The organism is Haliscomenobacter sp., from assembly GCF_965225875.1.
In the GTDB taxonomy this organism is placed as follows: domain Bacteria; phylum Bacteroidota; class Bacteroidia; order Chitinophagales; family Saprospiraceae; genus Haliscomenobacter.
On the sequence record NZ_CBDDBS010000002.1, the window covers coordinates 3,401,640 to 3,423,437 of the forward strand.

Here is a 21,798-nt window from a genome sequence, read left to right on the forward strand (position 1 = left end):
ATTGCTTCGGCGGCGCCCCGAAGCAATCCTGAGAGGATTTTGTAAAAACCAAAAAAATGATGACTCGTATGAATGCAACTGACCCAATGCAAGGGACTCAGGAAGGGGGAAATGTGCAATCTAATCTCGCAATAAGCACTCTTCCCGGCGCTAGTCCCTTGTTTCAACTGTCCTGGCTGCGCGAAGTGTTTCGTTACCGCAACCAGGAGTACGGCGCGTACGCTCTTCGCCAACAATACTCACGCAACATGATGTGGGGCGGTTTGTTGTCGATCAGCTTGATTGGATTGCTCTATGGTGGTTCTTTGCTGGCCCAGGCACTGCAAGAAAAAATGATTTTGATGCTGGAGTATAAGGTACCCGATATGGCGCCGCCACCACCACCAGCAAAAGAGGAAACCCCACCGCCACCGCCAGTGGCACCACCACCACCACCTGCCCGACCAACGATTGCTTTTGTGGTGCCCAAGGTGACCATCGATGAAGAGGTTATCGAAGAATACGAACCACCGACCCAAAAAGACATGGAGAATAAAAACCCAGGAACGGTGACTACTGAGGGAGACCCTGATGCACCAGATTACCTCCCTGATGAGCCCGTAGAAAGCACCCCGCCACCAGTGGTATTGGAGGAAGAAAAAAAGCCAAAAGAAAAACCAATCTTCACCTTTGTTGAACAAATGCCCGCGTTTCGTGGAAACCTGGGTGAATTTTTGGCCAAAGAACTACGTTATCCAGACATTGCCAAAGAAAATGGTGTAAAAGGAACCGTAGTCATTCAATTTGTCATCAATGAAAAAGGAGAGATAACCAATCCTTTTATTTTGAAAGACATTGGAGGTGGCTGTGGGGAAGAAGCACTACGAGTGGTTCGCTCAATGCCCCCCTGGTTGGCTGGTGCACAGCGTGGTGTGCCAGTAAAAGTACAAATGAATTTACCAATTAGATTCGTGTTGGAGTGAAAGCTCCGGGGTTCCAAAGTTCCAGGTTCAAAGCCAGTCTTTGAACCATGGAACTAGGAACCTCTATTTTACTTTTCAAACGCCTTCCGCTGTAAGCCCGGAATAATCCGCAGTGCATTTTCATAATACACCTTCTTCAAAATTTTATCCGGCAGAGCCATACCATACATCCGCCAAAAAGCGTGGTAACGCTTGTGGTAGGGAAAATACTCGTCCGCCGTTTCCAGCACCCGGAAATAGGTGGGATACTCTTCAGGGTGATAAGCATCTTTTCCAAACAAAATCCGATTCTGGTATTTTTCAAAAAACGCCGCTGAAGCCCGGGGCTGGCGGCCCAATTCTGCGATGATTGCGCCACACTCCACGTACATATTCGGGTACATGTCGAGCAACTGCCCAAGTTTGGTCAGGTCGTTGGCGTACCAGCCGAAGTGTGCGTTGATGAAAGTGGTTTTGGGGTGTTTTTTAAAAATGTGGTGCTGCTGTTTGATGAGGGTATCAAAGGGGGCGGGATTGTCGTCGCCACGTTTGCGGCCGGGATTGAGTTTGAGCTCCAACCAACGTTCGTTGTTCTCATCCAGTGGCTCCCAGAATTGTTTGGGGTCAGCAGTATGGATGAGCACAGGGATGCCCAATTCGCCGCACTTGGCCCAAACCGGGTCGATCCGTGGATCGTCGATGTGGATGTAATTGCCCTTGCTGTCTTTTTCAGACAGGCCCAAACTTTTAAAAATTTTTAAACCTTTCGCGCCATTTTTAACGTCAAATTCAATTTGTTTGACAGCATTGCTGGTCCAATCTGGCTCGTCGATGCCTTTAAAACTCAAGTTGGTAAAAACAGCAATCCGGTGTTCCAGGTTGTACTTTTTGACGTTGTCGGTGATGGCTTTCAGGGCTGCACCACCCCGCCCACTCAGGTTCATACAAATGCCCATATTGAGCGAATCCATTTCGCGGACCAGAATAGTTAGGTCTTGGGTGGCCATGTTCCAATGGTGGCTATGCACGTCCAGGAACGGAAATTTGGAGCGGGTGATTTTGTGCTCCGGTACAACCAGGGATGAGGGTGGATCGTATTTTTCGAAATCCATGGTTTGGGTCTGGGCCGATGCTGCCAGTGGCAGGAAGGCCATAAAAAAACACAGGTAAAACAAATGCTTCATTGATGTCGTATTACTCAGGTGTGAATGAATGATTAGAGTTTGTTCAAGACTACAAAATAATCCAGAATTTTTTAACTCTAATGTTCTGCCATTTTTTTACATTACTGGAGTATTAACCCAAACGAATCCATGGCGTTTTTGAACCGTGTAGCTGGCAATACCAACAAATGGATCCCCTGGAGGCTGAATCCGATTCCAGGTACTATTCTTGATTTCAACCTCGCCATCGCCATTTTTTTTATCGATTTGCTGGTCGGGATTACCGGGTTTATGTGGCTGGAGCAGTTTGAATTCATCGACGCCCTATACCAAACAGTTATTACCATCTCTACGGTTGGCTTTACCGAGGTAAAAAAATTGGATGACACTGGGAAAATTTTCGTTTCCGTCTACATTTTATTCAACATTGGGGTATTTGCCTACATTTTATCGGTCATTTCCTACTATGTCATTCAGGGAGAAATTTTTAAAACCATGCATTTGAATCAAGTCAAAAACGCCATTGAGCAATTGTCGAACCACGTGATTGTTTGTGGTTTTGGCAAATACGGAAAGGAGATTACCCAGCATTTTTTGCAACAAAAAATCCCCTTTGTCATCATCGATATCAACCCGGATCGGATTGCTGCTATCCAGGGCGCCGAGCAAAATATCTTGTATGTCGAAGACGATGCTACGCATGATGAGGCCCTGGTTGCAGCGGGGATCACCCGCGCGCGGTCCCTCATTGCTGCCTTGCCCGAAGATTCCGACAATGTGTTCATCGTACTGACGGCCCGACAACTCAATCCGCAGCTTGACATCATCAGTCGCGCCAAAGACCCTAAGTCGCAAAAAAAACTCATGCTGGCTGGCGCCAACCACGTGGTGATGCCCGAACAAATTGGGGGCTTTTACATGGCTACGCTGGTGTCCAAACCGGGCGCGGTAGAGTTTTTTTCCTTCATCACCACGGAGCACAGTTCGGATATTGGGTTTGAAGAATTGTCCTATGAAAATGCACCAGCCAAGTGTCGGGGCCTTACGCTGAGTGAGTTGAAAATCCGGCCAAGTACCGGGGCCAATGTCATTGGCTTTAGGGATGCCACCGGGTATTACCACATTAATCCTTCTGCCGATGCCACCCTTTTGCCCAACACCAGCTTTATCGTTTTGGGCGACAAACGGCAGTTGAATAAATTGAAAGAATACTTGCGGGAGTTTTAACTTTGGAGTTTTCTCGTGCCTTTAATATGCCTAACCATGAAAAAAACCGTTCTCCTTTCCCTATTACTTGCTTGTGTAATCCCGTTTTGGAGTACTGCACAAGAAACCAGCCCCAACCGCAAAAAAATCACCATTACCTCCGAGCAGATTCAAAATACTGTAGCGGCGGAATCCTCGCTACGCAGCGCTCAAACCATTTCTACCCTCAAACCCCTCAAGATTAAATTCGCCGATCCCGTAGAAAACTTCTTCACTCTGGCACTCAATTGGCCAAAAACGCTCAGTAGCAGCACCAATTTGAACTTCGAATACCGCGAAAAAAAACGCAGCAAATGGAGTGATTGGAAAGCCTTACCCGTGGATCGGCACGGAGAAGAAGAATCCAGTGTGGAAGCTACCGAAATGAAACAAGTAGACGCTCGGGTAAAAAGCATTCAAATCCGGGTGCTACAACCTGCGGGCCAAGCCTTACCAGCAGGCATCCAAATCAACTTGTTCAATCCGGTATTGCCCCAAAATTCCGGTTCAGCTTCATTGAATGCAAAACCGACCCAACTCGGACCTGTGCTACCCGAATTGCGCTCCTGCCCCTGCCCTCTACCCTCAATGGTATCTCGGAATACCTGGGGTGCACCAGGCGCCTGCCCGTCACCGGGTTATGCCACAGTTACCCACCTGGTCGTGCATCATTCAGCGGGGGTAAATACCTCCAGCAACTGGGCACAAGTGGTGTTGAGTATTTGGGATTTCCACGTCAATACCCGCCTGTATTGTGATGTAGCGTACAATTACCTTATTGATCCCAATGGCGTCTTATACGAAGGTCGCGGTGGTGGGAACAATGTCGTTGGCGCCCATTTTTGCAGCACCAATACTGGTACCATGGGGGTGTGCCTACTCGGTAACTTTCAGGAAGTACAACCGACTGATGCTATGCTGAACACCCTGGCCGCAGTATTGGCCTGGAAAAGTTGTAACTCGAATATTGACCCTTTGGCCAAATCCATCCATGCCCGGAGTACGCTGGATCTAAACCACGTCTGTGGCCACCGCGACGGTTGTGCAACCGAATGCCCTGGTACCAATGTTTACAACAAGTTGGCGAATGTGCGCAGCAAAGTGGTCAGCAACATCCAGGCTTGTAACTTTACAGTGGGTATTGATGACCCAACAACGGAAGATTACCGCATCGACATCATCCCCAATCCGGCTCAGCAAAGCTTCCGCCTGCAAGTCAGCAATGGCCTGCGCATCACCCAACTGGAGCTGTACAACCTGATGGGGCAAAGGATGGGTGGCATACAATTTGATGCCAACACTTTGCAGGTCAATTGTGGGAACCTGCCTCGGGGTGCCTATGTTGTAAGAATGCTTGATGCACAAAACCGGAGCAGCGCCCGGCAAATTGTATTGCAATAATGACGACTGAAGACTTCAAAAAAATCTCCGATACCGTCCCCAAAGATCCCGGGGTTTATCGTTTCATCAACGATGAGGACACCATTTTGTACGTCGGCAAGGCCAAAAACCTGAAAAACCGCTTATCGAGTTATTTTGGCGAACGGAAAGATCGGCTCTTTCGCACCCGCTTGATGGTCAAAAATGCCAGCCGCATCGAATTCACCATCGTTGAAACCGAAACCGACGCACTCCTGCTCGAAAGTGCCTTTATCAAAGAGCACCAGCCGAGGTACAACGTGATGCTCAAGGACGATAAATCCTACACTTACATTTGTATCAAAAAAGAACATTTCCCCAGGGTGTTTTTCACCCGTCGGGTCATCCGGGATGGCTCTACTTATTTTGGACCTTACACCAACAAGGGGCGGGTGCAAATCATTTGGGACTTGCTGCGGCAGCTCTTTCCCTTGCGTACCTGTCAACTCAATTTAGCCCCCGAAAACATTGCCGCTGGCAAGTTCAAGGTATGCCTGGAATACCACATCAAAAACTGCCAGGGCCCCTGCGAAGGCCACGAGGATGAGGCTAGCTACAATGCCAAAATTGAACAAATAAAGAACATTCTCAAAGGGAATTTTGGTGCAGTGATTCAACACTTCAAGGGTTTGATGCACCAATACGCTGAGCGAATGGAGTTTGAAAAAGCCCAGGCCATCAAGGAGAAATTGACCGCTTTTGAGGACTATCAGGCAAAAAGCACCGTGGTGAGTTCCAGCATCCGGGATGTGGATGTGTTTTCGATTGCCAGCGACGAAAAAGAGGCTTATGTCAATTACCTGCGGGTGGTCAATGGGGTGATCATTCATACCCATATGCAGGAGTTGGTCGTAAATATGGAAGAGGAGGAGGCAGATTTGTTGGCCTACGCCATCCCGCTGATCCGCGAGCGTTTCAACAGCATCGCGCCGGAACTGATCTTGCCTTTTGACGTAGCGGTAACCGATAAAAACCTGCTGGTAACGGTGCCCAAAATTGGCGAAAAACGCAAACTTCTGGAGCTTTCCCTCAAAAACGTACAGTACTACCGCGCCCAGAAAAAACGCGACGAAGCCAGCAAAACCAAGCGCCAAACGCCCGCCGAACGTATCCTGCGCACCCTGAAGGCTGACCTGCAAATGAACGACTTGCCCATGCACATCGAGTGTTTTGACAACTCGAACATTCAGGGTACGAATCCGGTTTCTTCCTGCGTGGTGTTCAAAAATGCCAAACCGTCCAAACAGGATTACCGCCATTTTAAGGTCAAAACCGTGATCGGTCCCAACGATTTTGACACCATGAAAGAAGTGGTTTATCGCCGCTATCGTAGACTTTTGGACGAAAACCAACCCTTACCCCAATTGGTACTCATTGATGGGGGTAAAGGACAACTCAGTGCGGCCATGGAAAGCATCAATGAATTGGGCCTGGCTGGAAGAATGACCATTGTGGGCATCGCCAAGCGCCTGGAAGAAATCTTTTTCCCCGGAGATTCGGTGCCACTTTACATCAACAAAAAATCAGAATCACTCAAACTGATCCAACAGGCCCGCAATGAGGCACACCGTTTTGCCATTACCTTTCATCGGGATCAGCGCTCCAAAAATTTCATCGATACGGAATTAAACAACATTCCCGGCATTGGGGAAAAGACCGCACAAAAACTATTGACACATTTTGGGTCGGTGAGAAAAGTGCGGGAAGCCCTGGCTTCGGAATTGATTGAGGTATTGGGTATGGCGAAGGCGAAGGTGGTGAAGGCGTATTTTGATAAGGAGGGGGAGTAGTTTTTTTGCAGGTATTATTTTTTAAGTCCTTATTTTACAGCGCTATTACCATAAAATACCCAAGACTTCAGGTTATGCAAAGACTAAGTATCTTATTCCTGTTTTACAGTAGCATGCTCTTTTCCCAATCCTTGCACTACCAGTGCATTCAGGATTTTGACGACTGCGCAATTGAAAATCTGGCGGTCACCATAGATCGACTAAAACTGACTCCATCGGTTATTCGTTACGACGCCACTGGAACATTTTTGCTTGAAGTTTATATGTCTGGGCCTACTACTCGTCTGGCTTTAAATGTAGGGGGAGTCATCAGCGACTTTAATGACAGTGGCCGCGATGGAGACAAAAAATCCGGCGACAACATCTTTACCTTGCGTTATCCCATTCAACAGGTAGTGACAAAATTGCAAGTCAGTGATGCATTCAGGCCTTTTTTAGGTTTTGTGGAAATATATGAAGGCAGTACCAAAACCAGCCAGTACAACCTGTTTGTACCCGTACGTACTGCTGAAATGGCGAATGTAACCGTGCAACGCAAAGAAGCTACCGTGCAGGCAACCGATGTACTGGTCAATATAGTAGCCCAAAATGATAAAACGGTTGAATACAATACGGTTGCTAAAAAATTCTACCAGCACTACGACGATCGTTTTGATTTCATCAATTTTGTGCACATTCCGGGATACATCGGCAATCGTTTCCATTCCACCGTCAAAACCACAGTGCAAGGTATTGGAACCAGTCGCTTCGACAATTCTTCCAATTTTGGCAGCCGTGGTCAACTCAAAGGTTTCAACGCATTTCCATTAGCAGGTTTTTACGACCCAGTGACCAATGGTTTTGTTCACGAATTCGGTCATCAGTGGATCAATTTTGCTGATGACAGCCCTTTCGCCGATGGTATCCCGCACTGGCCCTTTTCCAGCGTTGGAGCGGGAGTCATGGGTATTTCAATTGGAGGGCGCAATGGAGCCGGTGGTAGTTTTTCCAAAACCTTGACTCCTGCTACGGGTGGCTACAATCAAAGCAGTATCATCTCTACAGCTTCGCCTAAATTCAATGAGTGGGAGTTGTACTATCTGGGTTTGATTCCCAAAACCGAGATAAAAAACCCAGCCATTGTGTTCAAAGACCAGAGCAAATATCCCACCGACGGCTTTTATGCCAGTTCGGCTTTTTATTTGTATTCCATCGATGATTTTGTCAGCAAATATGGCAATCGGGCACCCAATAGTTCAGTAAGTCAGAAAAAATTCAAGGTAGCCACTTTGTTTATTACGGATAGCTTGATGACTGCTGACGAATTGGCCTACTACCACTTCATGACCCAAAGAGCAGACTCCAAAGTGCCCATCCCAGCCAGGGAAGGCTTCTCAACATATCTGGGAAATTCATTTTTTGTGGCCACCAACGGCCTGGCCAGTTTAGATGTCACTTTGGCCAGCCCACTGGTAAGTAGCCAGGAAATCCAGGCCAACCTCAAAGTAATTGCATACCCCAACCCTTTTCAATCTCGACTGGAACTAGAGTTGAGTGCCCTTGAGGTAGATGAAGTACAGATTCAGATTTGGGATATGTTGGGTAGAAAAGTGTGGAATGGTAAACAAACGCTTGGCACAGGGGCCAATCAAGTGAGTATCCCAACAACAAATTTTTCCAGAGGTACTTATCAGGTCCTGATCTTGGGAGAAAAGCATTATGGGCAAGTCAAGGTGGTGAAGTAACCTGAACTACCCCACCCAATACAAAAATCCCCCCAGGACCAACATCATCAAGCAACCCAGCAATGCAATCGCCGCCAGTGGCCGCTTAAGTGCAAAAGTACTCAGCACGTACACAATGACAATGCTGAGGCCAAAACCCCAGGAAAGATTGACCAGTAAAAAAGCCTCTTTGGACGAGGCTGAAAAATGTGGATTAGCTCCGGCCATGCGCACCGCCATGGAAACAGAAGCCAGAATAGCGGCAGTGTACAACAAGCGCTTGATCCACAAGTTGCTATTTTTCATTTGTGTTTATTTTTCAACGACGATTACTCCTCCTTTCATCACCAGTCGGATTTTGCGCAAATCGCTGATCTGTTGATCGGGGCGGCCTTCTACAATCAACAGATCGGCCAATAAACCGGGGCGGATGGCCCCTAATTCAGCCGACAGACCAAACACTTTGGCATTGATGGAAGTGGCTGATTTTAACACCTCCAGGGGCTTCATGCCATAGTCCACCATCATTTCCAGCTCCCGGGCATTGTCGCCGTGGGTGAATACGCCCACGTCACCGCCCGCTAAAATGGTTACTCCGGCATCCAGGGCTTGTTTGAAGCTTTTGCGTTTTTGTACGATGCGCTCCGGCTCCGCGTCAACGCCTTTGCGCCAGCCCCGATACTGCAAAATGGCATCTCCAGCCGCTAAAGTAGGGCATAATGCAACGCCTTTTTCGGCCATTAGTTTAAAAACTTCGGGTGTTCCGGCATCGCCGTGTTCGATGCTGACCACTCCTGCCAGCGCAGCGCGGCGCATGCCTTCCTCGGTACCCGCGTGGGCAACCACTCCACGACCACTACTAGCCGCGGTTTTGACCATCAGTTGTAACTCTTCAAGCGAAAAGGTAGCGCGGGCTTCACCGCGTACACCCCAACGGTAATCTGCGTACACTTTGACTACGTCGGCGCCTTTGCCCATTTGTTCACGCACAACTTTGATCAGGTTATCGTGCCCATCGGCCTCTTCTGCACCCAGTGGCACATCCACGTGGGGCGCAAATCCTTTGGGGCCATAACTCCCGGTAGCAACAATGGCCGGCCCGGCTACCAACATTCGTGGGCCGGGGATGACGCCTTTTTCAATGGCTTGTTTCAATCCCACATCAGCGTATCCTGCCCCTTCAGAGCCCAGGTCGCGTACGGTGGTGAAACCTGCCTCGAGGGTTTTGCGCGCATGCACTGTTGCCCTGACTACCCGCTCCGCTTCCGACTCTACCAATACCTGATCGTTCCAGGAAGTTTCATTGTAGGGATGCAACAAAAGGTGAGAATGGCCTTCGATGAGGCCCGGCAAAAGGGTAGTCCCTGGTAGTTCTAAACGTCGAACATTGGCAGGAACCTTGATAGAAGCAATTGGGCCTGCTGCACTGATCTTATCTTTTTCAATCAAAACTACCCAGGATTCGTGCACCACCTGGCCATCAAATACCCGGTCGGGAATGATCAAAAGAGGAGGACTGTTTTGCCCAGAGAGTAAAAAACACCATGTCAGATTACTAACCAAAACAAGAAGCTGAATTTTCCATTTCATAGATCACAAAGACTAATGATTGAGCCACAACACCAGCCCAAAGGCGATAACCACCAGGATCAACCCAAACATGAAGATGCTGTAACAAATGCGAAGAAAGCGGTATTTCTGGGCGAGTACCTTGCCTAAAAAATAGATATCGCGGGTCATCGAGCTGTATAAAAAATCGCGATCCTGGATCATTTCTTTCATGCCCCAGTCAAAATCTTCGAGCTTCATGTTGTAAAAGTTGCCAAAAAAGAGGAGGTTGGTTTGTTTTTTGGCAATATCCTCGCGGGTAAATTCGCCCTTGGTAATTTTTGGCCGGGTGGATAAAATGGCAAAAACCAAAGCACTCAAACAAACCGCCAACAATAAAAAGGTAGGCAGAATCAATTCCGGATGGCTATTAAAGTTGGGAATCAAACTCGAAATGGCAATCGACATGATGATGGCATTGATACTGAGCATGATGTTCGCCTTATTGTCGGCAATAGCGCTCAGGTTCAAGTGTGTGCGGTAGGTGTTACGGTACATCGTTTCAACACCCCGTCCCAGGTTGAGCTCTTTTAGCTCCTTTTCGGTTTTTTTCTTTTGTTTTTTCCATTTACGCTCCTCCTCACTTTCCTCAGATGGCACGATGCGCTGCTGGTATTTTTTGAGCTGCTTGATGTTTTTGAACTTGCCGTTGTCGTAATACTGGCGCGCTAGTTCGGTATGATAATGGTGACTGGTGATGAAATCCAGTTCATTTTGGACCCATTCCTCTTCATTCATGAAGCTTTGCCGGGTCATGAGTAGCTCCTGCCGCACCCGGCTACAACGGTCCCAATACAATTCGGAGCCCAGATGACTATAATCCGAATCCCGGATGATTTCTTCCAACAAGTTGCGCGGCTGAAACTTGATTTGGGTGGCTTCGATCAGGTGTTCTACCCTCTGGATGTTTTGTTCAGGGTAACCAAGTGGCTCCAAAAAGCGCCGGGCATTGGTTTGGCCTCTTGATTCATGACCAGCAGCCCCTTGATCGTAACCAGTATCGTGAAACCAGGCTGCGATAATCAAAACTTCGGTATCATTGCTGGATAAGGCATAACCGGCTCCCAAACGTTGTGCTGCTTCGATCACATCGCAGGTATGTTGAAAATTATGGTAGAAGTATTTTTCGTCGATGTGATCGCGAAAATACTGCTTGACGTATTTTTCGGCGGCTGAAATCAGGTTTTGTGGCGGAGATTGAGTGGTTTCCATATTATAGCGCTTCCTCCGACCAAAGTAGAATATTTTTGGGAAAAAAGAAAGCATAGGGTTTTGGCTTGTTGTTTAAATTATTCCTCCTGATGTAAACTTTTTAGTCCTTTTTAGACATATTGATAAAAAGCTTATGCCCAAAACTTCGTTACTAGAAAAAATCCTTAGCTTGGCAGCTATTGAGTTATTTTGATGATGAGAAATTGTATACGATTTGTATGGTGGGGATGGATGATTTGTTGCGGTGGAACAATTGGTTCTCTCATCGCCCAATCCGCCCAATACCAATTCAAAGTATACAACCTCGAAGACGGCCTTAGCCACCGCGATGTGTTCAAAATTGCGCAGGACAACAGCGGCTTCATCTGGGTGGCCACCATGGATGGCCTCAACCGTTTCGACGGTTACGAATTCGAGCGTTACAGTAGCCGCAAAGACAGCAAACGTTCCCTCCCCCTGGATGCCATTTCCGACATGACCATAGGCCGGAGTAACGAACTTTGGCTGGCCGGGCAGAACCACGTAAGCGCCTTTTACACCGAATTTCATCAAATTCAGACCCACCACCTGCACCAACATACCCAAGACAAGGTAAATTCGGCCAGCAATTCCTCGCTTACCCCCCACAACCTCTTTCACGATACCCAAGGCGCGCTGTGGATGGCCGCCCTCGAAGATAAAACGGGCCAAGTATCGCTACAACGACTGGATGAATACGGCAAATTGCACAAGGTGTCTGACTTGAAAGGCAAATCTCCCCGTCGCCCCATTATTCAGTTCAATGGCTATATTTTTGTGGGAGCACAAAACAATGAATTGTGGCTGCTATCGCCCCAAACGGGCAATAAAGAAAAAGTCATCACCCTGCCCGGCCCCGCAATTGAGAGCAACCGTGCGGTACACCTGCACGCCACGGGTGGGCGCCTCTGGATTCTGACCGCAACCGGTAAAGTGTATACCCTAAGCAACCCACAGGCTGCGCTGGAATTGCATCCCATCAACCAATACATTCCAGAAGGTGGTTTGTACAATTCCATGCTCATTGACCCGCTAGGCAACATTTGGTTGGCTGGCCAGGGCAAACTCTGGCACTTCATTACCCAAAGCAATGTGCTGGAAAACTACGATGAGCGGGTGCGCTTTTTGCTCAAATCCATGCCCAATTACCGCCAGGTTTTCCGGGATCAATCGGGAGTGATCTGGGTGGCCAGTGATTATGGGGTCATCAAAATTGTGGAATCAGAAAAGTTATTTACCCAGTATTTGAGTGGCGGGAATGAAGACTGCCGGGACTTGCAATGCAGCGTCCGGGGTATGGCAGAAGATGAGGAAGGCCGGGTTTATTTGTCCTACTACAACTCCATTCATGTTCTGGATCCGCGTTCCAATGCGCTGAAACCACTTTTCCCTTACCACAATTTTTCGAATTTGCCTTTTGGCTTGGTGTACCACCAGGGGCATCTATACACGGGTAACGGTTGGAAAATCAATCCCAAAACCCTGCAACAAAGCAAACTATTTCCCGATGCCGATCGAGAAATAGGAGGGGTGGTAGCCGTTACAGGCCGGGGCATGATTTGGTTCGGCTATGGTGCCAAACTCTACCAATACGACCCCAAAAAACAAAAGCTACAAAGTTACCGTACTAAACAAGGGCCTTGGTCAGAACGCTTGGGTGAAATCAGTTTTTTGCATCCCGGGCGCAATCCAGATATCCTATGGGTTGGAACGACAGACCAGGGCTTGTATCAACTGAACCTCAAAACCGGAAAGCGCAAACATTTTTATACGGGCAAAGGCAGCCCGGTAGAAGTATATCCTCGTCGGATCAATTGCATCTACGAAGATCGGCGTGGGATATTGTGGATTGGGACCGACCAAGGTTTGCAAAAAATCAATTTCAAAACTGCCCAGAGCACCAATTACAATCGACGCTCTGGCTTGTCCAACGACATCGTAACCGCCATTTTGCCAGAAGGAGATTCCTGCCTGTGGATCAGCACTTACCTTGGTCTGAACCGCTTGAGCATCAAACGCGAGCAGTTTTTGTCTTTTATGGAACAAGATGGTTTGTCCAATAACGAATTCAACCGGATTGCGGCCTTAAGAACCAGCAATGGCCGCCTTTATTTTGGGGGCCTGGACGGGGTCAATGCCTTTTTTCCCGGGCCACAGTTTTGGCGTAAGGAAAGTAAAGCGTACGAAGCACCAATGCTTTTTACCAAATTCACCCATTACAGTGGCGAACGGGACACCATTTTCACCCGAACAGCTGGGATCAACAAACAACGTTCGGTCTTTTTGAGGAGTCGCGATCGTTATTTCACCCTGAGTTTTGCAGTGGCCAACTACCGTGAACCCAACCAAAACCGCTTTGCCTATATGCTGGAAAACTACCAGCGCAACTGGACTCCCTTCGACAATGAACACATGGTGATGTACAGCAATATCCCCGCTGGGAAATATGTGTTTAAGGTCAAAGCCATTACCGCAGGCAGCCTGAACAAGGCCAGTGAAATGGAGATCGAAATGATCATCGAGCAGGCTTTTTACAAGTCCTGGACTTTTATCATTACCTGTATTGTATTGTTTTTTGGAGGACTTTATGCCTTTATGCGCTATCGCATTTACACCATTCGCAAACGGGAGAAGGCCCTGGAGCGCCTTGTCCGCATGCGCACCAGCGAATTGGAGGATGAGAAACTCAAATCGGATCAACTCCTGCTTAATATTTTACCCGCTGAAACCGCCGAAGAACTCAAAACCAAAGGCAAAGCCAGCGCCCGCCGCTACGACAATGTAACGGTTATGTTTACCGATTTTAAAGGTTTTTCCAGCATTGCGGAGCAAATGGAGCCCGAGCAGCTGGTTGAAGAAATTGACCATTGTTTCCGGGCTTTTGATGCCATCATTGACCAATATGGCTTAGAAAAAATCAAAACAATCGGTGATGCCTACATGTGTATGGAGGAAGGTATGGACAGCAGTCCGCGGGAGAGTGTGAGCCGGGTAGTCAAGGCTGCCCTGGACATTCAGCAGTTTTTGAATGAAACGGCCATCAAGCGCCGCGAACAAAACCTACCTGCCTTTGAAGCAAGAATCGGCATCCATACCGGGCCGGTAGTGGCCGGGGTGGTGGGTACCAAAAAATTCGCTTACGACATTTGGGGCGATACCGTCAATATTGCATCCCGGATGGAGTCGGAAGGGGCAGCCGGGAAAGTCAATGTATCGGAAACCTCATACCGATTATTGAATGGTGAGTTCAGTGGGGAACACCACGGCCAGTTTACCGATCGGGATAAGGATACGATTGATATGTATTTTGTAACCATGCGGAAAAAATAAGTACACCGACCGTGGTATCCCCCTGAAGCCTTAAGGTGCCCGAGCAAAGGAATTTTATAATTTAACAAAATTTTGGTAACTTTTTCCCTGCCGCATTTCGTCTCTTTTTTAATAGAACAATGGCTTTAATCGTAAAATACAAATAGAACCTTTACCGTTTCTAAATCAATCGATTCAATACCAACCTATTGCCTATGAATACCCTTGTCAATTGTGCGGTGGGAACACTGAGTATTTATGCTCCCCGCACAGCCAAGCCCTGGGATCGCCGTCGGGTGCAACACCTGTTCCGCAGGATGGGATTCGGCGCCCAGCCTTCTGAAATTGAAGCAGCCCTCAAGCGAAAACCCGCCGAGTTGGTTGATGAGCTGGTCAGCAGCGCGCTCAATCTCGCCCTACCTCCTGCTCCTGCATGGGCCAACATGCAATACAGCGACTACCAAAACTTCGATCAACAAGTTGGCCCGCAGTACATTGAGTGGACTACCCGTTGGATGCGCGACATGTACAAAAATGGGTTCCGGGAAAAACTGGCGCTTTTTTGGCACAACCACTTTGTAACTCAAGGAGAAACTTACGTGTGCCCCTCTTATTTGTACGCCTATCACAAAATTTTGCAGCAATTTTGCCTGGGCGACTTTAAAGCCTTCGTCAAAGCCATTGGAACCACACCCGCGATGTTGATTTATTTGAACGGGGTGCAAAACAACCGTTTTTCACCCAATGAAAACTACGCCCGGGAGTTGTACGAATTGTTCACGCTAGGGCGCGACAATGGCTACACCCAACAGGACATCGTGGAAACGGCCCGAGCCCTAACCGGTTGGAATGGTTTTACTTTCATTTGTGCCCCGATTGGATTTACCAACCTCGGCTTTGATCCTGGTAACAAAACCATTTTTGGCAAAACAGCCGCCTTTAATTACGATACCCTGCACGACTTGCTCTTTCAGGAACGGGCCGTACAAATCTCAACTTATATCTGCCGCAAAATTTACCGTCATTTTGTGCATCCCGAGGCCGATGAGAGCATTGTGGAAGGCCTGGCTAAAACCTTCCGCGACAACAACTTTCAAATAGCCCCAGTCTTCCGCCAATTGCTCAAAAGTGAACATTTTTTTGATGATGAGGTCATTGGCACCATCATCAAAAGCCCTATCGAGATGATGGTCAGCTTTTTCCGGCAAGGGGGCTTCGCTTTTGAGGCTCAGGACACAACCCTTGGTGTGGTGTATCTGGCCGGTGAGTTGGGCCAACAAATATTCCAACCCGTAGATGTGGCGGGCTGGCCAGGCAACCGAAGTTGGGTAACCAGTGCAACCTTGACCGGGCGCTGGGCCTCCATGGATTTGGGCCTGTACGGTTTGTACAATTCCGAACCAGAAACTTACCGCAAGTTGGCCAAAGCCCTCAGCCCCAAACACGATGACCCGGTACTCACCGCGAAGGCCATTGTTGATTTTTGGCTACCCAGAGGCTTGTACCGTGATGCGGATTATGACTCGGCCATCAAAACCTTCAAATGGGAAGTACCTGAGACCTATTACGCAAGCGGGTCATGGAACCTGGATTGGGAATACGTGCCAGCTCAAGTCGCCTTGTTGATCCAACACATTTCGAGATTGCCGGAGTTTCAATTGACCTAAGCGTTTGTTAATGCTCTTCAAAACGAATTCACATGCTCAATCATAAAAAAGGCACTTCGCTGAACGATCCGCAGGCGCATGCCCTTTCTCACGAAGCCTGGAATCGCCGCACTTTCCTGCGTATGTTGGGACTGAGTGGTGCTGGCTCTATATTGCTGGGCGGCAACCCGGTCACGGCCCTGGCAAGTTCCAAATTGGCTTCCCTGATCAGCTCGATGGAAGGTGATCGGATTTTGGTGCTCATCCGCCTCAAAGGGGGAAATGACGGTCTTAACATGATCATTCCTGTTTTTGATTACGGCACCTATAAAACCCTGCGGCCCGGAATTGCCATTCCCAACAACCAGATCATCAACCTCAATGCTTCCTTCGGTATTCAAAGCCGCATGGGTGCACTGGAAAAAATGTGGAAAGATGGGGATATGAAAGTGGTGCACAGTGTAGGGTATCCAGAGCAAAACCTTTCCCATTTTCGCTCTTCTGATATTTGGGCTACGTCGAGTGACTCCCAGGTCGTGGAAACCAGCGGGTGGCTGGGGCGTTGGCTGGAGGATGTCAACCCCGATTATCTGACCAAGCCGCCCAAAATGCCGCCGGCCATTCAAATCGGTGGTGCTGGTAACCTGGCCTTCACCAACACCAAAAATGACAACATGGCAGTGGTGGTGAACGACCCGGAAGAATTGGCCAAAATTGCCCAAAGTGGTCGCCTGTACGATCCCACTGATGTGCCCGAATGTTATTACGGTGAGCAATTGACTTACCTGCGCACCCTTACCAATGCGACTTTCACGTACGCTCAAGGCATTGAAGCGGCTTATAAAACGGGAAAAAATACCGTGCAATACCCCGCTAATCTGGGGGCACAACTGGCACTGGTAGCTCGTTTGATCAAGGGGGGCTTGGGTACCCGTTTGTACATGGTCACCCTCGATGGTTTTGACAATCACGCCGATCAAAACCAAAACCACCCCGCTTTGCTGGAAAACATAGCTCAATCAGTCAGCCTTTTTTATCAGGACTTACAAGCTGGGGGCTGGGCCGACAAAGTGTTATCGATGACCATTTCGGAATTTGGTCGCCGCCCCGAGCAGAATGCTTCACAGGGCACCGACCACGGCGCGGCTTCACCTTTGCTATTGTTTGGCCCAGGTTTGAACGGCAATGGTTTTGTGGGGCAAAATCCCAATCTGAAAGACCTCGATCGCGACGGCAACCTGAAATTCTCTACCGATTTTCGGCAGATTTATGCCACCGTACTGGAAAGCTGGTTGTGCATCGATGGGACAGAAGTAGACAATGTGATGGGCCGAAAATTCAATCGACTGCCTGGGCTGGGGCTTCAATGTTCGGTCAGTACTGGAACAACCAGCGTCCAGACGCGTCGGCTCGCCCTTAAAGTCAGTACTGCGCCTCGGGAATTGCGCTTGCAATATGAACTGCCAGAGAGTAGCAATGTGCAGTTGCGGATTGTGGGTGTGACCGGACAGGTGTTGCAGGAGCAAAACCTGGGCTTGCGGATGGCGGGCCTGCAGCAAAGTGCACTGAGGTTGAAAGACAATATCTTGCCGGGGATTTATATTGTGCAATTGGCGGCGGGTAATTGGGTAGGAACGGAGAAGGTGTTCTTGCACTAGATCCCTGAGGTGTATCTTAAGTGCCTGAGGTTTCTTAGGTGGTAAAAAAACATTCTTCACCACCTAAGAAACTTCAGGCACCTAAGAGGCACCAAAGAGGGAGGTCGCTTTTTACCGCATGAACACCGCGTTCCCCATCACCAGCTTTCCATTCTCCCAGAAAGCCCGGAACAGCGGATTATCCACCAGGTACACCACGGCACCCGCACCCTTTTGCTCCTGCGCAAAAACAACGGTATTTTTTTGCTTTTCCTTCGCTTTTGCACCCGCAAAACCCGAAACCATCAACTGGCCGCCAATGGTACCCACGTTGGCTGCACCCTTGAGTGGTTGGTAAGCGAGGTCATTCGTTTTGAGGGAAAAATAAGTATCGGCTAAGCCAAAGCCCAATGGGTGGGTATTGTCAATTTTTACCTTAAAAATCGCTCCCGGAATATTACTGCTTTGGGCACGGCGCTCTTCACCAGCGTGGTCCAGCAAACGTGCGGCGAGGGCAGCATCGTCGGCAGCCCGGTCGGCTTTTTTCTTGTCATCCTCATTCGCAAAGCGGGTCAGGGCAAAACCTTTACGCTCTTGCAAACTGGCCAGGGCATCTCCAATGGCAATCAAACGGCCCCCAGCGCTGACCCAGGTATTGATTTTTTCCAAAACCGCATCCGTCAAACGGTAACGGCCTTCAGGCATAATGAGGGTATTGTAGGCGCTCAAATCCAGGCGATCCAGGCGGTTGGCGTCCAGTACAGTATGTGGGTATTGCAACTCCTGATCGAAGTAATACCAGACCTGTCCAAATTCGTTGTTGGAGGTTTGATCTCCGCTCAGGATGGCCACTTCAGGGCGCTGAATGAAGGTGTAATTGCTGGAACCAAAGTCGCTGCCACTGTCGGCAAAACCCGTACTCACGGTGCTCAGCTCTTGGTTGAATTGGCGCGCTGTGGCCTCTACAATCTGGCGGTAGGCGGGCGACATTTTGCGGTTGTCCCCTTCGGAAATCACCAAAGTGCCCCGGCCATAACTTTTACCTTCCACACTAAAAGGCTCCTGGGCGTAACGCACCTTCACCCCTTTTTTCAAAATCGCTGCTAAAAACTTGACATTGGTGCTGCTTTGCCAGGAGGCCAGGTAGGCATAAGGTTTGGCGTTGGCAGGAATGCTGTTCGTTGTAAATGGGTAGTTGCCATCCGGGTCCAAGCGTTGGGTGCTGGCGTAGGCTTCCAGACCGTGGGCATAGGGCAGCGCCCATGCAGTGATGTCGTAGGTCAGGGAGTCGACCAATTCGGCAGCTGGTTCCAGCAGAATTTGGGCCAGGGTGCCCCGGGTTTGGTAGGCACTAACCACCAAATCATTGGGTTCTACCTTCAAGGTGACCGTTTTGCCAGTTTGGTAATCGTAGGCACTCAAGCTGCTGGTTTTGCCCGCCTTGCCGTATTTGACCTGGTTGCGGTCGAGCAATTCGCAGAAGGTTTTGATCCGCTCTTTGGCATTGGTTCCTTTGATCACGAAACTTTTGTACTGCCCGGGAGGGTTAGTGCGAGCCCGCTGGAAGAAGTCCGCAAAGTTTTTATTCAACTGGGTGGTATTTTTTGAAGCCGTTTCAATCGTAGCCAGAGAAGCGGTGTAGTGGTGCATCACCCGGTCTTTCAGCGTGAGGGTGTCGCCATTGCGCAGCGTTACCGCCAAACCCGCACCAATGCCGCCTTGCTCGTAAGTCATGCCGATGGCGCCATTGTACATCGGATAAGTATCGCCGTAGCTGGGGTACAGCAGGTCAAATACTTCTTTGGTAAAATACAACCAGCCTTCCTGATCAAAGTACTTGGCGTTGTTTTTACCAATTTGTACCTGAAAATCGCGCTGCCACTGGGTGATGTAACGGTGGTATGGCTGGGCTGCGGGCGCAAAATAATAAGGGTTATTGGGGCCTTGCTCGTGTACGTCGACGTGCACCTGGGGCATCCATTCGTTGTACTTGAGGAGGCGCTGGCGGGTTTCTATTTGCGTTTGCCAGGCCCAGTCGCGGTTGAGGTCAAAATTGTAGTGGTTGACCCGGCCACCCGGCCAGGGCTCCTGGTGCTCACGGGCATTGGGGCTAACATTGGGGGAGGTGCCCACTACATTGCGGTACCAGTGGGTATAACGCGAGTTGCCGTCCGGGTTGATACAGGGATCGATGATGATGAGGGTATTGTTGAGCCAATCCTTGGTGGTACGGTTTTGGGGATTGACCAATTCGTAGACCACTTTCAGGCAGCTTTCGGCGCCAGCAGCTTCATTGCCATGTACCGAGTAGCTCAACCAGATGATGCTAAGGTTGTCCAAACTTGGATCGGTGTTGCCTTCCAGCAAGCCCGCTCGGCGCAAGTTGTTTTGGCGAATGGCTTCCAGTTTGGCCAAATTGGCTTCAGTAGAAATAAACGCCAATTGCAAGGGGCGTTTTTGATTGGTATAGCCGTAGGGTTGCAGGATGATGTTTTTGCTATTGGCCGCTACGTGCTGGTAGTAGCTAACCTGCATTTCGTGGGGGGTAAAATGTTCACCCCATTTGTGGGGCAAAAACTGATCGGGAGATTGTAACTGGGCCTGTGAAACCTGGAGAAGGCTGAAAAAACACAGGAGGAGGAGAAGTGGTCTCATACGAATGTTGGATTTATTGGTTATGCCACAAATAAAGAAGACACGTAACTATTTAGCACCCATCCACCTGCGGTGGATTTTATATTCAATTTTTTACCACAAAGGCACAAAGACACAAAGACACAACATTTTAGAGCTTAATGTCTTTGTGTCTTTGTGCCTTTGTGGTAAAAAAAATCCGCCGCAGGCGGCTGCTAAATAGTTACAAAGACACTAAGCAAAGCATTTTTCGCTTTGTTTCTTAGTGTCTTCGTGGCTAAATATTAGAAATGACTTCTATTTTGCTTTTTGAACCTAGTACACACTTTCTACAATCTTCCGAATGGTTGGTGCATCGCCCATGGTATAGTAGTGCAAACAAGGCACTCCAGCAGCTTTCAATTCTTTGGACTGTGCCGAACACCATTCCACGCCTACCTGACGGCGAGCCTCAGGTGTTTCTGCTTTGGAGAACTCTTTCACCAGTGCCTCCGGCAAGTCGATGAAAAAATGTCGGGGGATGGAACTCAACTGATACTGCTTGGTAATGGGCTTTAACCCCGGAACGATGGGGATATTGATGCCCGCCGCCCGGCAACTGGCCACGTAATCAAAGTAGTGCTTGTTGTCAAAAAACATCTGGGTGACGATGTAATTCGCTCCGGCGTCTACCTTGGCTTTGATCCAGGCCAATTCGGATTCGATATTGGGTGCCTCAAAATGTTTTTCAGGGTAGCCCGCTATGCCAATGCAAAAATTGGTGCGCTGCCCATTTTCGATGTTGGTATCGAGGTACTTGCCGTGGTTCATGTCGTCGATTTGTTTGACCAGCTCCAGTGCGTATTCGTGGCCGCCTGGCTCGGGTTCAAACTTGGTATCGAACTGTCGCGCATCTCCGCGCAAGGCCAGCACGTTTTGCACATTGAGGAAATTGAGGTCAATGAGCGCGTCTTCGGTTTGCTCGCGGGTGAAGCCCCCACATAGCAGGTGGGGCACGGCGTCTACACCATAGCGGTTCATGATCGCCGCACAAATCCCTACGGTACCAGGGCGTTTGCGGATGGCAACTTTTTCATAAAAACCTGCCGGATTCTGCTTGTAAACGTATTCTTCGCGGTGGTAGGTCACGTCAATGAAAGGCGGTTTGAATTCCATGAGGGGATCCAAGCCTTTAAAGATGTCCTGCATGCTACCGCCCTTGAGGGGAGGAAGAATTTCAAAAGAGATGAGGGTTTGCCCCTGCGCTTTTTCGAAGTACTCGGTGACTTTCATCGGTGGTACAAGTGTCGGTGATGCCTGACGATACCGTCATGAGAAACGGAAACGCAATAAAGGTACATTTTGTTTCCGTTTCAAAGCGCGGCAAAACTAGGCAGGTTTGAGGGGAAATGCTAGGTTTGGGGGGAGTTTTTTGATAAGCAGGCTTACTTTTCATATACCAGTATTGCTTCGGCACTCTTTTTCGCCAAAGCA

General features: G+C 48.9%; 14 protein-coding genes. 8 read left to right on the top strand and 6 right to left on the bottom strand.

Translation table 11 applies throughout. The features are described from left to right. Positions 1-68 precede the first annotated feature (68 nt). Entirely contained in the window at positions 69-962 is an 894-nt protein-coding gene (locus ACO08K_RS16285; protein ID WP_421797467.1) for an energy transducer TonB, read from the top strand. A gap of 68 nt (positions 963-1,030) precedes the next feature. Here ACO08K_RS16285 and ACO08K_RS16290 read toward each other — a convergent pair whose 3' ends face one another. Then, positions 1,031-2,125, bottom strand: a complete 1,095-nt coding sequence (locus ACO08K_RS16290) for an amidohydrolase family protein (protein ID WP_421797468.1) — start codon at positions 2,123-2,125, stop codon at positions 1,031-1,033. A 129-nt stretch (positions 2,126-2,254) separates the two neighbouring features. Between ACO08K_RS16290 and ACO08K_RS16295 the strand changes: the two genes are divergently transcribed. The 4 genes from ACO08K_RS16295 (at position 2,255) to ACO08K_RS16310 (ending at position 8,282) form a co-directional block, all read left to right on the top strand. Then, entirely contained in the window at positions 2,255-3,331 is a 1,077-nt protein-coding gene (locus tag ACO08K_RS16295; protein ID WP_421797469.1) for a potassium channel family protein, read from the top strand. Between the two features lie 36 nt (positions 3,332-3,367). Continuing rightward, on the top strand, positions 3,368-4,750 hold the full coding sequence (locus tag ACO08K_RS16300) for an N-acetylmuramoyl-L-alanine amidase (RefSeq protein ID WP_421797470.1): 1,383 nt from the start codon (positions 3,368-3,370) through the stop codon (positions 4,748-4,750). Next, positions 4,750-6,558 carry an excinuclease ABC subunit UvrC gene (gene uvrC / locus ACO08K_RS16305; protein ID WP_421797471.1) on the top strand — a complete coding sequence of 603 codons (1,809 nt, stop codon included), beginning with the start codon at positions 4,750-4,752 and terminating at the stop codon, positions 6,556-6,558. The genes ACO08K_RS16300 and uvrC overlap by 1 nt, the downstream gene beginning before the upstream one ends. A gap of 74 nt (positions 6,559-6,632) precedes the next feature. Then, complete coding sequence (locus ACO08K_RS16310; protein ID WP_421797472.1) at positions 6,633-8,282, top strand: T9SS type A sorting domain-containing protein; 1,650 nt, start codon at positions 6,633-6,635, stop codon at positions 8,280-8,282. A 6-nt stretch (positions 8,283-8,288) separates the two neighbouring features. On the opposite strand, the gene ACO08K_RS16315 is transcribed toward ACO08K_RS16310, so the two are convergent. Genes ACO08K_RS16315 through ACO08K_RS16325 form a run of 3 tightly spaced genes read right to left on the bottom strand, consistent with a single transcriptional unit; the run spans position 8,289 to position 11,081 of the window. Continuing rightward, the gene (locus tag ACO08K_RS16315) at positions 8,289-8,567 is read right to left on the bottom strand and encodes a hypothetical protein (RefSeq protein ID WP_421797473.1); all 279 of its coding nucleotides are present in this window, start codon (positions 8,565-8,567) and stop codon (positions 8,289-8,291) included. A gap of 6 nt (positions 8,568-8,573) precedes the next feature. Then, positions 8,574-9,851: an amidohydrolase family protein gene (locus ACO08K_RS16320; protein WP_421797474.1), complete on the bottom strand. Its 1,278-nt coding sequence runs from the start codon at positions 9,849-9,851 to the stop codon at positions 8,574-8,576. Positions 9,852-9,863: 12 nt separating this feature from the next. After that, entirely contained in the window at positions 9,864-11,081 is a 1,218-nt protein-coding gene (locus tag ACO08K_RS16325) for a Pycsar system effector family protein (RefSeq protein WP_421797475.1), read from the bottom strand. Positions 11,082-11,276: 195 nt separating this feature from the next. On the opposite strand from ACO08K_RS16325, the gene ACO08K_RS16330 reads away from it, so the two are divergent. The 3 genes from ACO08K_RS16330 (at position 11,277) to ACO08K_RS16340 (ending at position 17,712) form a co-directional block, all read left to right on the top strand. Then, positions 11,277-14,429 (top strand): ligand-binding sensor domain-containing protein, encoded by a 3,153-nt coding sequence (locus tag ACO08K_RS16330; protein WP_421797476.1) that lies wholly within the window; start codon positions 11,277-11,279, stop codon positions 14,427-14,429. Between the two features lie 194 nt (positions 14,430-14,623). After that, entirely contained in the window at positions 14,624-16,075 is a 1,452-nt protein-coding gene (locus ACO08K_RS16335) for a DUF1800 domain-containing protein (RefSeq protein WP_421797477.1), read from the top strand. Positions 16,076-16,107: 32 nt separating this feature from the next. After that, positions 16,108-17,712: a DUF1501 domain-containing protein gene (locus ACO08K_RS16340; RefSeq protein ID WP_421797478.1), complete on the top strand. Its 1,605-nt coding sequence runs from the start codon at positions 16,108-16,110 to the stop codon at positions 17,710-17,712. A 111-nt stretch (positions 17,713-17,823) separates the two neighbouring features. Here ACO08K_RS16340 and ACO08K_RS16345 read toward each other — a convergent pair whose 3' ends face one another. Continuing rightward, positions 17,824-20,346, bottom strand: a complete 2,523-nt coding sequence (locus tag ACO08K_RS16345; protein ID WP_421797479.1) for a M14 family metallopeptidase — start codon at positions 20,344-20,346, stop codon at positions 17,824-17,826. Between the two features lie 294 nt (positions 20,347-20,640). Beyond that, on the bottom strand, positions 20,641-21,597 hold the full coding sequence (metF, locus tag ACO08K_RS16350; RefSeq protein ID WP_421797480.1) for a methylenetetrahydrofolate reductase [NAD(P)H]: 957 nt from the start codon (positions 21,595-21,597) through the stop codon (positions 20,641-20,643). Between the last annotated feature and the right edge of the window lie 201 nt (positions 21,598-21,798).

What these genes read in the sequence shown, in the direction of transcription:
- ACO08K_RS16285 (WP_421797467.1), top strand. Translation starts at nt 69, where the DNA reads ATGAATGCAACTGACCCAATGCAAGGGACTCAGGAAGGGGGAAATGTG.
- ACO08K_RS16290 (WP_421797468.1), bottom strand. Translation starts at nt 2,125, where the DNA reads ATGAAGCATTTGTTTTACCTGTGTTTTTTTATGGCCTTCCTGCCACTG.
- ACO08K_RS16295 (WP_421797469.1), top strand. Translation starts at nt 2,255, where the DNA reads ATGGCGTTTTTGAACCGTGTAGCTGGCAATACCAACAAATGGATCCCC.
- ACO08K_RS16300 (WP_421797470.1), top strand. Translation starts at nt 3,368, where the DNA reads ATGAAAAAAACCGTTCTCCTTTCCCTATTACTTGCTTGTGTAATCCCG.
- uvrC (WP_421797471.1), top strand. Translation starts at nt 4,750, where the DNA reads ATGACGACTGAAGACTTCAAAAAAATCTCCGATACCGTCCCCAAAGAT.
- ACO08K_RS16310 (WP_421797472.1), top strand. Translation starts at nt 6,633, where the DNA reads ATGCAAAGACTAAGTATCTTATTCCTGTTTTACAGTAGCATGCTCTTT.
- ACO08K_RS16315 (WP_421797473.1), bottom strand. Translation starts at nt 8,567, where the DNA reads ATGAAAAATAGCAACTTGTGGATCAAGCGCTTGTTGTACACTGCCGCT.
- ACO08K_RS16320 (WP_421797474.1), bottom strand. Translation starts at nt 9,851, where the DNA reads ATGAAATGGAAAATTCAGCTTCTTGTTTTGGTTAGTAATCTGACATGG.
- ACO08K_RS16325 (WP_421797475.1), bottom strand. Translation starts at nt 11,081, where the DNA reads ATGGAAACCACTCAATCTCCGCCACAAAACCTGATTTCAGCCGCCGAA.
- ACO08K_RS16330 (WP_421797476.1), top strand. Translation starts at nt 11,277, where the DNA reads ATGAGAAATTGTATACGATTTGTATGGTGGGGATGGATGATTTGTTGC.
- ACO08K_RS16335 (WP_421797477.1), top strand. Translation starts at nt 14,624, where the DNA reads ATGAATACCCTTGTCAATTGTGCGGTGGGAACACTGAGTATTTATGCT.
- ACO08K_RS16340 (WP_421797478.1), top strand. Translation starts at nt 16,108, where the DNA reads ATGCTCAATCATAAAAAAGGCACTTCGCTGAACGATCCGCAGGCGCAT.
- ACO08K_RS16345 (WP_421797479.1), bottom strand. Translation starts at nt 20,346, where the DNA reads ATGAGACCACTTCTCCTCCTCCTGTGTTTTTTCAGCCTTCTCCAGGTT.
- metF (WP_421797480.1), bottom strand. Translation starts at nt 21,597, where the DNA reads ATGAAAGTCACCGAGTACTTCGAAAAAGCGCAGGGGCAAACCCTCATC.